The organism is Chryseobacterium sp. IHB B 17019 (genome assembly GCF_001456155.1).
GTDB lineage: Bacteria > Bacteroidota > Bacteroidia > Flavobacteriales > Weeksellaceae > Chryseobacterium.
In genome coordinates this window covers 1687870-1701016 of record NZ_CP013293.1, presented here as the reverse complement: position 1 = coordinate 1701016, position 13147 = coordinate 1687870, and the positions used below count along the sequence as shown (strand labels likewise).

General features: G+C 35.7%; 15 protein-coding genes and 1 other RNA gene. 13 read left to right on the top strand and 3 right to left on the bottom strand.

Annotated elements, in window-relative coordinates:
* Positions 1 to 26: 26 nt before the first annotated feature.
* Both ATE47_RS07835 and ATE47_RS07830 read left to right on the top strand, forming a co-directional pair.
* Positions 27 to 428: a hypothetical protein gene (locus ATE47_RS07835; protein WP_062161441.1), complete on the top strand. Its 402-nt coding sequence runs from the start codon at positions 27 to 29 to the stop codon at positions 426 to 428.
* Between the two features lie 143 nt (positions 429 to 571).
* Positions 572 to 706, top strand: a complete 135-nt coding sequence (locus ATE47_RS07830) for a bacteriocin-like protein (RefSeq protein ID WP_062161440.1) — start codon at positions 572 to 574, stop codon at positions 704 to 706.
* Between the two features lie 47 nt (positions 707 to 753).
* Here the strand turns inward: ATE47_RS07830 and ATE47_RS07825 are convergent, their stop codons facing one another.
* Positions 754 to 1320 carry a hypothetical protein gene (locus tag ATE47_RS07825; RefSeq protein ID WP_150114801.1) on the bottom strand — a complete coding sequence of 189 codons (567 nt, stop codon included), beginning with the start codon at positions 1318 to 1320 and terminating at the stop codon, positions 754 to 756.
* A 136-nt stretch (positions 1321 to 1456) separates the two neighbouring features.
* Here ATE47_RS07825 and ATE47_RS07820 point away from each other — a divergent pair, with 136 nt between their 5' ends.
* From ATE47_RS07820 to ATE47_RS07810, 3 genes are all read left to right on the top strand, one after another.
* The gene (locus tag ATE47_RS07820; protein ID WP_082632530.1) at positions 1457 to 1972 is read left to right on the top strand and encodes a DUF421 domain-containing protein; all 516 of its coding nucleotides are present in this window, start codon (positions 1457 to 1459) and stop codon (positions 1970 to 1972) included.
* Positions 1973 to 2473: a GNAT family N-acetyltransferase gene (locus ATE47_RS07815; RefSeq protein WP_062161437.1), complete on the top strand. Its 501-nt coding sequence runs from the start codon at positions 1973 to 1975 to the stop codon at positions 2471 to 2473. It begins immediately after the preceding gene.
* A gap of 161 nt (positions 2474 to 2634) precedes the next feature.
* Positions 2635 to 2823, top strand: coding sequence for a hypothetical protein (locus ATE47_RS07810; RefSeq protein ID WP_062161436.1), 189 nt, complete (start codon positions 2635 to 2637; stop codon positions 2821 to 2823).
* Positions 2824 to 3184: 361 nt separating this feature from the next.
* Here ATE47_RS07810 and ATE47_RS07805 read toward each other — a convergent pair whose 3' ends face one another.
* Positions 3185 to 3499 carry a DUF4286 family protein gene (locus tag ATE47_RS07805; RefSeq protein ID WP_062161435.1) on the bottom strand — a complete coding sequence of 105 codons (315 nt, stop codon included), beginning with the start codon at positions 3497 to 3499 and terminating at the stop codon, positions 3185 to 3187.
* 148 nt (positions 3500 to 3647) lie between these two features.
* On the opposite strand from ATE47_RS07805, the gene gyrA reads away from it, so the two are divergent.
* The 6 genes from gyrA to ATE47_RS07775 all read left to right on the top strand — a co-directional run bounded on the left by gyrA (position 3648) and on the right by ATE47_RS07775 (position 11120).
* Positions 3648 to 6236 carry a DNA gyrase subunit A gene (gene gyrA, locus ATE47_RS07800; RefSeq protein ID WP_062161434.1) on the top strand — a complete coding sequence of 863 codons (2589 nt, stop codon included), beginning with the start codon at positions 3648 to 3650 and terminating at the stop codon, positions 6234 to 6236.
* Positions 6237 to 6264: 28 nt separating this feature from the next.
* The gene (locus ATE47_RS07795) at positions 6265 to 7308 is read left to right on the top strand and encodes a tetratricopeptide repeat protein (protein ID WP_062161433.1); all 1044 of its coding nucleotides are present in this window, start codon (positions 6265 to 6267) and stop codon (positions 7306 to 7308) included.
* A gap of 620 nt (positions 7309 to 7928) precedes the next feature.
* Positions 7929 to 8765, top strand: a complete 837-nt coding sequence (locus tag ATE47_RS07790; protein ID WP_062161432.1) for a 1,4-dihydroxy-2-naphthoyl-CoA synthase — start codon at positions 7929 to 7931, stop codon at positions 8763 to 8765.
* Between the two features lie 89 nt (positions 8766 to 8854).
* Complete coding sequence (gene menA, locus ATE47_RS07785) at positions 8855 to 9784, top strand: 1,4-dihydroxy-2-naphthoate octaprenyltransferase (protein WP_062161431.1); 930 nt, start codon at positions 8855 to 8857, stop codon at positions 9782 to 9784.
* 12 nt (positions 9785 to 9796) lie between these two features.
* Positions 9797 to 10243: an SRPBCC family protein gene (locus tag ATE47_RS07780; RefSeq protein WP_062161430.1), complete on the top strand. Its 447-nt coding sequence runs from the start codon at positions 9797 to 9799 to the stop codon at positions 10241 to 10243.
* Positions 10244 to 10433: 190 nt separating this feature from the next.
* Positions 10434 to 11120 (top strand): metal-dependent hydrolase, encoded by a 687-nt coding sequence (locus tag ATE47_RS07775; protein ID WP_062161429.1) that lies wholly within the window; start codon positions 10434 to 10436, stop codon positions 11118 to 11120.
* 104 nt (positions 11121 to 11224) lie between these two features.
* Here the strand turns inward: ATE47_RS07775 and ffs are convergent.
* An RNA gene (gene ffs / locus ATE47_RS07770) (signal recognition particle sRNA small type) lies at positions 11225 to 11322 on the bottom strand.
* 131 nt (positions 11323 to 11453) lie between these two features.
* Between ffs and ATE47_RS07765 the strand changes: the two genes are divergently transcribed.
* Both ATE47_RS07765 and ATE47_RS07760 read left to right on the top strand, forming a co-directional pair.
* Entirely contained in the window at positions 11454 to 12053 is a 600-nt protein-coding gene (locus ATE47_RS07765) for a DUF4199 domain-containing protein (RefSeq protein WP_062161428.1), read from the top strand.
* Positions 12054 to 12068: 15 nt separating this feature from the next.
* Positions 12069 to 13019 (top strand): glycosyltransferase family 2 protein, encoded by a 951-nt coding sequence (locus tag ATE47_RS07760; RefSeq protein ID WP_062161427.1) that lies wholly within the window; start codon positions 12069 to 12071, stop codon positions 13017 to 13019.
* Positions 13020 to 13147: the final 128 nt, after the last annotated feature.

Sequence of the window (13147 nt, the reverse complement as noted above, 5' to 3'; positions counted from 1 at the left end):
AATATAACATTTAAAACCAAAGAGTTATGAAAAATAAAATTCAAATATTGATCGCTTCAGTTTTCGTTTGTGGATGTATGGCTGTAACAAATATGGCTAAAGCACAAAATTCAAATAATATGATTCAGGAAGTGCAGTTGAATAAAAATGACGCTTTCAACGAAATCAGAAATCTGCTGATGGCTAATTTCGACTTCACCAATTCTGATTATAAACAAGGAATCGTTAATTCAGAAGTAAAATTTGATATCGCTGAAAACGGAAAAATCGTTAACATTCATTCTAAAGGAGACTGCAAAAACGTAAGCAAAGAAATTGAAAAAGTTCTGAGCAGCCTGCAGTATAAAGTTGACAGCAGAAAAATCAACCAAAATATGATTGCTTCTACCTACGTAATGCCGGTAAGAGTGGATATCAACAACAGATAATATTCATAAAGATATGTAGATAAAGCCATGCAATTCTGTATGGCTTTTGTTTTTTAGATGTGAATAGTGAAAATTTTAAACATAAAATTGTAATAATTGGTATTAATTTTCGTTTTATATTTAATACGCAAAATTAAAACGATATGAAAAATTTGAAGAAACTAACCAAAGACGAGTTAAAAGCAGTAAACGGAGGAGCTCCGAAAAAATACTGCGTCTATTGTGAATGGATGAATGCTGTAGTTTGCAGTGAAATTCCAATTTCTCAATGTCCTTAAAAAGCAAAGCCGCTCAGTGATGAGCGGCTTTATTTATTGTTTGACTTTTATTTTGTAGTTTTAGCACCTTCCATAAAAGCTTTTAAACTTTTCTTAAGATCCGAATCGGTTATCTTTTTATCAAAATTAATATTATCAATCTTCCATCCATTGCCGGAATTAATTAGATTTACCTTATCTGTCCAGGTAATTTTTGGGGTTTCTTTTGAATTTTCAAATTCTACACTTACTTCTGATTTAGCCGGGTTTGAACCGTCAATCATTTTCACGGAAAGGATTTTATAAGTTGTATATCCTTCATAAAGACTTGTGAATACTGACCCCTCGAATACTTGAGGCTTATCCTCCGGATGTGCACTTTTCTTAACTTTTTCAATATCCTCATTGGAAGCTTTTACGGCTTCATCAAGAGTTTTTTTAAGACCGGATGAAAAAATTGTGTCAGAAAAAGGATTGTCATACATGGCTTCGCTTGATTTACCATAAACGCTGTACATCTGGTTTATTTTTTGTGTAATTTCAACATCGCTGTTTACGGCTTTTGGTGCGTTTTCACTTTTTTTACATGCAGTAAGTGTCAGGAAAACTCCTAAATAAAAAAATAATTGTTTCATAATTTGTGCTAATTTTTTAATAATTATTGATGATCGTGCGTCAAATTGTATGCCAATAATATTATTTTCTTTCATTTCGTAAAAATAATTCAAAACAAGTGCAAATATTTTTTACATTTGATATAAATAAACTATTGTGAATCCCATTCTTGATGTAGTGCTCCGCTCACTCTGCGTTTATCTTTTTATGATGATTGCAATCCGTGTTTTCGGTAAAAACCAGCTTTCACAGCTTAATGCAGGAGATGTCGTTTTGTTATTGTTGATTTCAAACGCGGTTCAGAATGCAATGGTGGGTCCGGATACTTCTTTGCAGGGCGGTTTAATTGCCGCTTTGGTTCTTTTTGCTGCTAATTTTATTGTTAAAAGATTTATGTTTTTCAGTCAGAAATTTGAGTCTTTGATGGAAGATGAGCCGGTCATTCTGGTAAAGGACGGAATGATTGACGAAAAGGCTTTGGATAAAGTGAAAATTACAAAAGGCGAATTAGAGGAAGCAATCAGGGAGCACGGTGTCGACGGAATTGAAAATGTGAAGCTTTGCATCCTTGAAGTTGACGGTAATATCAGTGTAATTTCCGAAGATGAAAAAAATAAGCAGACCCATTATTCAAGAATTAAAAGAAAAAATAAAAGAAAATACCTCAGATAAATGAACTACGAACTTAGACATATGCTTCCCGCCGATGAAAACAGGGTACTGGAAATATTCAGGCAAGGCGTTGACAGCGGAATTGCCACCTTTGAAACAATCATTCCTACCGCCGAAGCCTGGAATATGGAATATTTTAATGATTGCCGGTGGGTTTTGGAAAATGAAAACAATGAAGTTGTCGGCTGGTGTGCCCTTAAACTGGTGAGCAAAAGAGAATGTTACAAAGGCGTGGCAGAAGTAAGCATTTATTTCGACAATAATTATCAGGGGAAGGGATTAGGTTCGGTTTTACTTAAAAAGATGATTTTGGATAGCGAAAGCCACGGATTTTGGACTTTACAGGCAAATATTTTCTCCGAAAATGAAGCTTCAGTTAAATTCCATCAGAAAAACGGGTTTCGTATGGTGGGAATCAGGAAAAAACTAGCAAAGCTCAATGGCAAATGGAAAGATGTTATCATGCTTGAAAAAAGAAGCGAAACAGTAGGGAATGAATAATGAGTAATTGGTAATTTTATTAATAAATTAAAATAATATTTTAAACAAAACAGCCATAATACAAAACTTTAAAGCCGTTTGTTTTAAATCATAAAAACTTTGTAATTAAGTTTGGCATTAACATTGATATTTTTCACTTCGAAATTTGAAAAAGTGAAAAAATGAAAGGTTTGATTAAAATTGTCGGAGTCACGACGGTTATGTTGATGTTGACTTCATGTATAGTTCATGAGCATCACGGAAGAAGAGGATTACCTCCGGGACAAAGGAAAAAAGTGTTTATCTATGAAAAAAGAGGTCACGGGCACGGTCATTACAAACATAGAGGCAGAGGACACGGACATCATTAATGAATTGAAAAAAAATAAAAAGCGCTGAAATTATCAGTGCTTTTATTTTTGTTAAACATTCATTTTTAAAGTATTGAGATTGGCACTTAGCTTGATGGTTTTATATTACCAAAAAATGAAGATATGAAAACCTTATCTAAAATTATTACGGGATTAGCTTTGGTAGCTGTGTTTGCTTCGTGCCTGCATCACCCACCGGCTCCTCCCAAGCCTCCTGAACCTCCACGGCCTCACGGACGATAACAAATTATAAAAGCCCCGAAACTTCAGGGCTTTTTTATTTATAACGGATAATTGTATCAGTATATCTTTAATCAAAATTTAAAACTCATTAATATTAGCCTCAACCTTAATCCTAACCTTAAAACCTGGACTTCTTCGGATTTAAAAAAGTATTAAAAATCATCACTTCCTGCCCGAACTTCATTTCAATTCTGTCAGTAATATTTTCCAGTTCGCTTTTCACAAAATCTTCTCTCAGGTCGTCATTGTCAAACATTAAAAGAAGATTATAATTTTTTCCATCTTCAATATAATCGCTGTGAACTTCGGAAAGAATATATTTATCGACATCCATCAGATTTTCAGTCATTAAAACCAATGTTTCGTCGATATAATTTTCCCATTCATCGGGATTATTTTTTGTGCAATGGAAAGTTATACTTAATACGCTCATATTTTATGAATTTTTAAGATTTTGTGGATAAATTCTACCACAAAAATCGGCAAATTTTTCGTAAATTAGCCCGTTAATAAAAAATCAAAAAGAATAATTTTCAGACACACAGCTAACGGTCTGACTTTCATTATAATAAAATTTGTTTATGCAAAAAGAAGGAGAAAGATTGATTCCTATCAACATTGTTGATGAAATGAAGTCGTCTTATATCGATTATTCGATGTCGGTTATCGTTTCAAGAGCGTTACCTGATGTAAGAGACGGCTTGAAACCCGTTCATAGAAGAGTGCTTTATGGTATGTATGGATTAGGGGTTTTTTCTAATAGAAAATATTTAAAATCTGCGAGAATTGTTGGGGATGTTTTAGGTAAATACCACCCGCACGGAGATTCCTCTGTATACGATGCAATGGTCAGAATGGCTCAGGACTGGAGCCTGCGTTATCCCCAGGTAGACGGACAGGGTAACTTCGGTTCCATGGACGGTGACCCGCCTGCAGCAATGCGTTATACGGAAGCAAGATTAAAAAAAATCTCGGATGAGGTACTTTCAGACTTAGACAAAGAAACGGTAGATTTCCAGAATAACTTCGATGACAGCTTAACGGAACCAACCGTTATGCCTACTAAAATCCCAAACCTTCTGGTGAACGGAACTTCAGGTATCGCTGTAGGTATGGCAACAAACATGGCTCCTCATAATCTTACAGAGGCCGTAAATGCCATCTGTGCTTTTATCGATAACAGAGACATCACTATTGATGAATTGATGCAGCATATCATTGCTCCGGATTTTCCTACAGGAGGGATTATCTATGGATATGACGGAGTAAGGGACGCTTTCCATACAGGAAGAGGAAGGGTAGTGTTAAGAGCTAAAGTTGCTTTCGAAGAAATAGGAAACAGAAGCGCCATTATCGTTACGGAAATTCCTTACCAGGTGAACAAAGCTGAAATGATTGCCAGGACAGCAGAATTGGTAAAAGACGAAAAAATCCCGGGAATCTACGAAATCAGAGATGAATCGGACAGAAGAGGTCTTCGTATTGTTTATGAATTAAAGAACGATGCAATTCCTAATGTTGTCTTAAACTTATTATATAAATATACCTCACTTCAGACATCTTTTAGTGTTAACAATATTGCCTTGGTACACGGTAGACCGGAACAATTGAACTTAAAGGATATCATCCACCATTTCGTGGAGCACAGACATGAAGTTATCGTAAGAAGAACTCAGTTTGAACTTAGAAAAGCAAAAGAAAGAGCGCATATCTTAGAAGGTTTCATGAAGGTGATCGGAACGCAGGATGCTTTAGACAAAGCAATTTCCATCATCCGCCACAGCGCCAATCCACAGGCTGCGAAAGAAGGATTAATCACAGAATTTGAGCTTTCTGAAATTCAGGCTCAGGCGATTCTTGATCTTCGTCTTGCGCGTCTTACAGGAATGGAGCTTGATAAGATCCGTGATGAGTATGATGCTATTATGAAAGAAATTGCAGATTTGGAAGATATCTTGGCTAATGAACCGCGAAGATTCCAGATTATCAAGGATGAATTAATTGAGGTTAGAGAAAAATACGGCGACGAAAGAAGAACTGAAATCGATTATTCAGGAGGTGAAATGTCAATTGAAGACATCATCCCTAATGAATCTGTGGTTCTTACGATTTCTCACGCAGGATATGTGAAGAGAACGTTGCTTTCGGAATATAAAATCCAAAGTAGAGGCGGTGTAGGAAATAAAGCAGCGACAACAAGAGATTCAGACTTCCTGGAATATATTGTTTCTGCAACCAACCACCAATATATGTTGTTCTTTACTGAAAAAGGAAGGTGTTATTGGTTAAGAGTATTTGAAATTCCTGAAGGTTCCAAAACAGCCAAAGGTAGAGCAGTACAAAACTTAATTAACATTGAACCGGACGATAAGATTAAAGCATATATCAGAACCAATAACTTAAAAGATTCCGAATATGTAAATCAAATGAGCGTTGTGATGGTTACTAAAAACGGTACGATCAAGAAAACGTCTCTTGAAGCATATTCAAGACCGAGGGTAAATGGTGTAAACGCTATCGAGATCAGAGATAATGACCAGTTGTTAGGTGCTTATTTAACGAATGGAACTTCCCAGATTATGATCGCTACTAAAAACGGTAAATGTATCCGTTTCCCTGAAGAAAAAGTGAGAGAAGTAGGTAGAGGGTCTATTGGGGTTCGTGGTATTACGATGGAAGATAATGATGAGGTAATTGGTATGATTGTTGTGAATGATGTGGAGAAAGAAACCGTTCTTGTAGTATCTGAAAAAGGATACGGTAAGAGAACTGCAGTGGAAGATTACAGAATTACCAACAGAGGAGGAAAAGGAGTTATCACCCTGAACATTACCGAAAAGACAGGAAATCTGATCGCTATTCAAAATGTAACAGACGAAGACGGATTGATGATTATCAACAAATCAGGTGTTGCTATCAGAATGAATATGGATGAGATGAGAGTAATGGGTAGAAATACACAGGGAGTAAGAATGATCAATCTTAAGAAAAATGACGAAATTGCAGCCATCGCAAAAGTAGAAATGGATAAGGATGTAGCAGAAGAAGACGAGGAAAATGAAGAAGGAACAGAAATTATAGCGGATAACCAGGAAAACAATACAGAAGCACCTCAGACGGAAAATGAAAACCCAAATGAGGAAACTGAGAGTTCTGATTCGGAAGAATAATATTGTACAATTAATATAAATAGTTATTATGAAAAAGCTAATTTTAGGGATGGCTATCGTAGCATCAGCTTTTGCTTTCGGGCAGAAAGGAGATGTGAACGCTCAGCTACAAGAAGCTAACAAAGCGGCAATGGATGCATATAATGCAAAAAATTATGCTGTGGCGGCTCCAAAGTTTATCGAAGTTTACAACTTATTGAAAACCAACGGACAGGATAATAAAGTATATATGTATTATGCAGGTCTTAATTATGCTTTGGCAAATGATATTCCTCAGGCTACAAAAATATATACAGATTTGATCAATTCCGGTTATACAGGCGTTGAAACAAACTATACGGCGAAGGAAAATAAAACAGGTCAGGTTGCCAGCTACGATAAAGCGACTTGGGAATTGTTGAAAAAATCTTCATCAAAAGACTATTCAGACTTTAAAACTGAGCAAACGCCAAGTGTAGAAGCTGATTTGTATGAAACATTGTCAACGTTATTGTTAAATGCTAAGAAAAATGACGAAGCTTTAGCAATTATTGAAAAAGGATTGGCAAAATTCCCGAACAATGCGAAATTAAAGGAGTATCAAGGGACTGCGTTGTATGCATCTGGAAATACAGATAAATTCATGCAGAATTTGAAGGATCAGCTAGCGAAAAACCCTAATGATGCTACCAATTGGTACAATTTAGGAGTTCTTCAGGCAAAAAATCCAGCATCTGCAAATGAAGCGATCACTTCTTTCCAAAAAGCAATTGAATTGAAGCCGGATTTTTCTAATGCTTACCAGAACTTGGTGTACACAACCATTGGTGATGATGATGCAGCTGTAAAAGAAATTAATACGCTTAGAAAAACAAAGCCGGATGATGCTACAAAATTAATTGACGCGAGAAAGGAAAAGTTTAACAAAGCTTTACCTTATGCTGAAAAATGGTATCAAGCTGTACCAACAGATATAAATGCTGTTCAGACTTTGAAAGATATCTATAATATCACAAAAAATACAGCTAAATACAATGAACTGAAAGCTAAAGAAGCTGAATTGTTAAAACAACAACCAGCTGCTGCTAAATAATTTCAAACCATTGAAATTAATATAAAACCGGAACATTTTGTTTCGGTTTTTTTTGACACTTATTTTAATGTTTTTTAGGAGCTATTTCCCGCTTTCCGCACTCGCTATTTTTAGGGATTTGGCTGCGGCGGCTTTGCCGCCGCAGCCAAATCCCTAAAAATGAGCTCAAACAAATGCTTCAATCGGGGCTAGATCTTTGTCGGCTTATCAATGTATTATATTATTTATCAATGTTGTTATTCCGATGAAGAAGAATTTAATTTATTCAGATTATTAAAAAAGATTAATAGAACGGGCCTTAACTCGTTTCAAGATAAAGCATTCAATTTAGTTTTAGCCGAAACTTAAATTATAAATAAGAATTTATATCGGAGACTCTTCCTTCAGTCAGAATGACACGGCTCGTTCTTAGTTGAGTGAAACGCCCTTGCGAACTTTAAAAAGTCAATTCGCTTAGAAAAAACCTTGCGAACGTTGCGTTAAAATTAATCCATTCAAAACTCTTAATGATTTAAAAATTATTTAAGCAGAAAACTCAACAAATTTCCCAACGATTATCATCAAAAATCACCTTAAAAATTCTCTGCAATTCCGTATCTTTGAGAAAAATTTTTACAAAAATGATTGAGTGGAAAACCGCCAAAGAATACGAAGATATTACATACAAAAAATGTAATGGTGTAGCGAGAATTGCTTTCAACAGACCCGAAATTCGCAACGCTTTCAGACCAAAAACCACTTCCGAATTATACGATGCTTTTTATGACGCTTACGAAGACGCTTCGATAGGTGTTGTTTTACTTTCAGGAGAAGGGCCAAGTCCGAAAGACGGAGGTTGGGCTTTCTGCAGCGGAGGTGATCAAAAAGCCAGAGGGCATCAGGGATATGTAGGAGAAGACGGAAGACACCGTTTGAATATTCTTGAAGTTCAGCGTTTGATCCGTTTTATGCCCAAAGTAGTAATCGCGGTAGTTCCGGGATGGGCAGTTGGCGGAGGACACTCTCTTCATGTGGTTTGTGACCTTACTTTAGCGAGTAAAGAGTACGCTATTTTCAAACAGACAGATGCAGACGTTACCAGCTTCGATGGTGGTTACGGCTCAGCTTATTTAGCAAAAATGGTAGGACAGAAAAAAGCTCGTGAAATTTTCTTTTTAGGTAGAAATTATTCCGCTCAGGAAGCGTTGGATATGGGAATGGTAAATGCTGTAATTCCTCACGATGAATTAGAAGACACGGCTTACGAATGGGCGCAGGAAATTCTGGCAAAATCCCCGACATCCATCAGAATGCTGAAATTCGCCATGAACCTTACAGACGACGGAATGGTTGGGCAACAGGTTTTTGCAGGCGAAGCAACTCGTTTGGCCTACATGACGGAAGAAGCAAAAGAAGGAAGAAACGCATTCCTTGAAAAAAGAAAACCTGATTTCGGAAAAGATCAGTGGATATCTTAAATAAGAAGTTAAAGGTTAGAAATTAGATATCAGACTTATGCGGTTTAAAATCTAAAATCTAACTTCTAATTTCTAACATCTAAATAACTATGAAGGATTGGATAAAAGCCGCAAGGCTACGAACATTACCGCTTTCCCTGAGCGGAATTATCATGGGAGCTTTCATTGCAAAATGGAGGCTTTACGGTGAAGGTGGAATTTGGGACTGGAGAATTTTTGCATTGGCATTGTTGGTGACTTTGCTGTATCAGATTCTTTCAAATTACGCGAATGATTACGGGGACGGAATAAAAGGAACAGACGCAAAAAGAGCTACAGAGGCTGAATCCAGAGCGGTTGCATCCGGAAGAATTACGGCAAAACAAATGAGAAATGCAGTCGTTCTATTCTCAGTTTTATCTTTTATAGCAACAGTTGCCCTTTTATACGTTGCTTTTATCCCAAAATATATGAATGAATTTTACATTTTTATAGGTTTGGGAGTGGCGAGTATTTTAGCAGCAATTGGTTATACGGTTGGTAAAAAACCTTATGGATACATGGGATTGGGAGACCTTTTCGTGTTTATCTTTTTTGGATTGGTTTCTGTTTGTGGGAGCTATTTTTTATTTACTAAAACTTTCAGTTGGGACATGTTATTGCCAGGAACAGCAATCGGAATGATGAGCATGGCAGTTTTGAATCTTAACAACATGAGAGACATCGAAAGCGACAGATTATCAGGAAAAAACAGCTTTGCATTAAGAATCGGATTCAAAAATGCGATGATTTATGAAATGATTTTATTGCAGCTTCCGTTAATTTTAATTCTAATATTTTTAGGAATAAACGGATTCTTCCAGACTCAGAATTATTATGTTTTTATTGTTATGATTTTGCTGCTTCCATTGATGAAACTGAGAAGAAAAATCATGGCTGTAAAAGAACCGAAAGAGCTTGATCCATTCTTAAAACAGGTCGGAATAATGACTTTTGTGATGGCAGTTCTTACCGCTTTTGGACTTAATTTTTTTAACTAAAATATTTCTATCATGAATTCGAACGTGTATGTTGAAGCTCAAATGCTTATCAGAAAGCCGGTTGAAGATGTTTTTGAAGCATTTATCAACCCGGAAGTAACGACTAATTTCTGGTTTACAAAATCTACCGGAAAATTAGAAGAAGGCAAAACCCTGACTTGGGAATGGGAAATGTACGCCGTGAAATCTGATGTTAAAGTGCTGCAAGTTATTCAAAATCAGTTGATAAAAACAGAGTGGGGCGAACCTTCAACAAATGTAGACTACGAATTCAAACAAATGGAAAAAGGAACGTTAGTTATCATTAAAAGCTATGGATTTTATCAGGAAGGAGAAGACCTGTTAAAAGTAATTAATGACAACACGGGTGGTTTCACTACGGTTTTAGACGGCTGCAAAGCATATCTGGAACACGGAATTAATTTGAGATTAATTGAGGATAAATTTCCATCGAAATAATTTAAGTACAACAAATAACTCAAATATTTTTCACAAACTTCCACTAATATAATTGTGCTATATAAGCAGTTAGTATTAGCGTTGTCATGCTGAGCTTGTCGAAGCATCTCATAAGTTTAAATTTCAATTGTATTATTCGTGAAAAATTAGTGTCATTAGTGATTAAATAAAATCAAAAAATAAATTAAAAATGAAAATAAAATTCTTAGGACAAAACTGTTTTTTGTTCACTTATAAGGACAAAAATATTTTATGTGACCCTTTCTACAACTACAAAAAAGTAGAATCTGGGTTTGATATTACAGCTCAGAAAATTGATTATATTTTACTGACTCATGCTCACGGAGATCACATTGCAGACGTGGAAGAAGTGTTGCAGTATCATCCGGAAGCTACTATTATTGCGGTTCCTGAAATTTGTGGTCATTTCAAAATGGCAAAAAATACAGACGATGTCAACTTAGGAGGATCGGCAAAAATCGACGATCTTAAAATCTCTATGGTTCCGGCTCATCACACAAGTTCTTTCCCGGATGGAAGCTACGGCGGTGTTCCTGTGGGATATATTTTCAGATTGCCTGAAGGTAAAAACCTTTATTTGGCAGGTGATACAGGAGTAATGTCGGATATGGAATTATTTCCAAGATTATACGGAAATTTAGACTTATCAATCTTGCCAATCGGAAGTCACTACACGATGTGTGCGAGAAAAGCGGCTTTTGCAGCAGCAGAATTATTGAAAACTCCAAAAGTTATCGGATGCCATTTTGATACTTTCCCTGCGATTGAAATCAACCATGAAAGTGCATTAAAGCATTTTGCAGACAAAAATGTAGAGCTTGTTTTACCAAAACTAGGTGAGGAGTTCGAATTTTAAATAAAAATGGGAGGTAATTTGAAAACTGGAATTAAAATGTTGAAAAGTTTAGAAACAAAAAAAGATAATCTTCAAATTACCTCTCTTCAACTTAAACCAATAAAAAATGGCAAGCTACCTAAATCACACCGCTACGACCAATTACCTTTGCTGCGTTCCCACCCTGGAGGATTCTCAGGAGCTGGTTGTTTAGGACTTGCCGGTGCAAAGATAGCAATATTTTATAAATTTGAAAACTTATTAAAGAAAATTAGTTGAAAAAATTACTGCAATACAAGTAAACAATTGAATTTTAGAACGATAATTTTTCAACTTTTTTCTAAAAAATTAAATATGACGAAAAGTCCATCAACATTAGGAATTATACTTTTTATCGCTACAATGATCGTTTTTTTTGTAGTGTATTCTTTTTTCTCAGGAATCAATTATTTTGATATATCATTGAAGGCCAATGCTTTTGTGTTGCCGCTACTGTATGCTGGAGCAGCATTCTGGTCTGTGAAAACATATTGGAACAACCATCGAGTGGTAAGTTTTAAACAAGCGTTTAAGAGAGCTTTCGTACCCATGTTTATCGGGGGAATTCTTTCGATTTTCAGCATTTATGCTTACCTTAATTTTGTAGATACCGATGCAAAAAAGCTGTTAAATTATCAATACGTAACAAGACAAAAAGCAGAATTGGACAAGGAATATACTTCTGCAAGAAAGATTTTAAAACATCAGAAAGATATCGACGAGCTGGATCAAAAATATAAAGAAAGAAGCCAAAGTTTTACGCCGGAAGCGGTAAAGGGGAAAGATATGCTTACGGCAAGTCATTTTTCGGGATATTTTGCAGCAATTCTTATATTTTACGTAGTTTTGTCAGTGTTTTTCGGGGCGTTTTTCAGAACGAAAACTATTTATCAAGAAGAACAAAATCAAGAATAATTTTATTAAAATTAAATGAATTTATCTATAGTTATTCCGTTATTGAACGAAGAAGAATCTCTGGAAGAGCTTTTTTCAAGGATTGATAATGTTTGCAGGTCAAACAATTTATCGTACGAAATCTGGTTTGTGGATGACGGAAGTACAGATTTGTCCTGGAGTATTATTGAGAATTTAAAAATTCAGAATCCTCAGATTCATGGAATTAAATTTTCAAAAAATTACGGAAAATCACAGGCACTTCACGCAGCTTTTGAAAGGACAAACGGAGATGTAATTATCACCATGGATGCTGATTTACAAGACTTTCCGGAAGAAATTCCTGAGCTTTATGATATGGTTGTCAATGATAATTACGATATTGTTTCCGGCTGGAAGAAAAAACGTTTTGATAATGTAATGACGAAAAATGTTCCGTCAAAATTATTCAATGCGGCGGCTAGAAAAGTTTCCGGAGTTGAGCTCCACGATTTTAATTGTGGTTTAAAAGCTTACAAAAAACAGGTTGTAAAAACAATTGATGTGTACGGGGATATGCACCGTTACATTCCGGTTTTGGCTGCTAATGCAGGTTTCAGAAGAATTACGGAAAAAGAAGTTCAACATCAGGCGAGACCTTACGGAACTTCAAAATTCGGAACAGAAAGATTTATCAGAGGTTTTCTGGATTTGGTAACTCTTTGGTTTGTAAGCCGTTTCGGTGGAAGACCAATGCACTTTTTTGGGGCGGTGGGAACGTTGATGTTCATTTTTGGTTTCCTTTCTGCGCTTTGGCTGGGAATTTCAAAATTAATTGATGTTTCAAGAGGAATTTACGGACATTTAATTACCAATAATCCTTGGTTTTTTATAGCTTTAACGATGATGATCATGGGAACTTTGCTTTTCATTGCAGGGTTTTTAGGAGAAATGATTATCAGAACAAATAGAGAGCATAAGAATTACAATATTGATGAGGTGATTTAAAGTAAATGAATAAAAAAAGTTGTTTGAACTGCGGTCATTCAATCTCCGATGAGTTTTGTCCTCATTGCGGACAGAAATCCGACACAGCAAGAATAACTCCATTTTCACTCGTTAAAAATGATATTCTT

Bases quoted from the DNA above. Each gene is read 5' to 3' on its own strand.
- ATE47_RS07835 (WP_062161441.1), top strand. From the start codon at position 27: ATGAAAAATAAAATTCAAATATTGATCGCTTCAGTTTTCGTTTGTGGA.
- ATE47_RS07805 (WP_062161435.1), bottom strand. From the start codon at position 3,499: ATGAGCGTATTAAGTATAACTTTCCATTGCACAAAAAATAATCCCGAT.
- ATE47_RS07810 (WP_062161436.1), top strand. From the start codon at position 2,635: ATGAAAGGTTTGATTAAAATTGTCGGAGTCACGACGGTTATGTTGATG.
- ATE47_RS07825 (WP_150114801.1), bottom strand. From the start codon at position 1,320: ATGAAACAATTATTTTTTTATTTAGGAGTTTTCCTGACACTTACTGCA.
- ATE47_RS07775 (WP_062161429.1), top strand. From the start codon at position 10,434: ATGAAAATAAAATTCTTAGGACAAAACTGTTTTTTGTTCACTTATAAG.
- ATE47_RS07830 (WP_062161440.1), top strand. From the start codon at position 572: ATGAAAAATTTGAAGAAACTAACCAAAGACGAGTTAAAAGCAGTAAAC.
- ATE47_RS07795 (WP_062161433.1), top strand. From the start codon at position 6,265: ATGAAAAAGCTAATTTTAGGGATGGCTATCGTAGCATCAGCTTTTGCT.
- ATE47_RS07780 (WP_062161430.1), top strand. From the start codon at position 9,797: ATGAATTCGAACGTGTATGTTGAAGCTCAAATGCTTATCAGAAAGCCG.
- menA (WP_062161431.1), top strand. From the start codon at position 8,855: ATGAAGGATTGGATAAAAGCCGCAAGGCTACGAACATTACCGCTTTCC.
- ATE47_RS07765 (WP_062161428.1), top strand. From the start codon at position 11,454: ATGACGAAAAGTCCATCAACATTAGGAATTATACTTTTTATCGCTACA.
- ATE47_RS07760 (WP_062161427.1), top strand. From the start codon at position 12,069: ATGAATTTATCTATAGTTATTCCGTTATTGAACGAAGAAGAATCTCTG.
- ATE47_RS07815 (WP_062161437.1), top strand. From the start codon at position 1,973: ATGAACTACGAACTTAGACATATGCTTCCCGCCGATGAAAACAGGGTA.
- gyrA (WP_062161434.1), top strand. From the start codon at position 3,648: ATGCAAAAAGAAGGAGAAAGATTGATTCCTATCAACATTGTTGATGAA.
- ATE47_RS07790 (WP_062161432.1), top strand. From the start codon at position 7,929: ATGATTGAGTGGAAAACCGCCAAAGAATACGAAGATATTACATACAAA.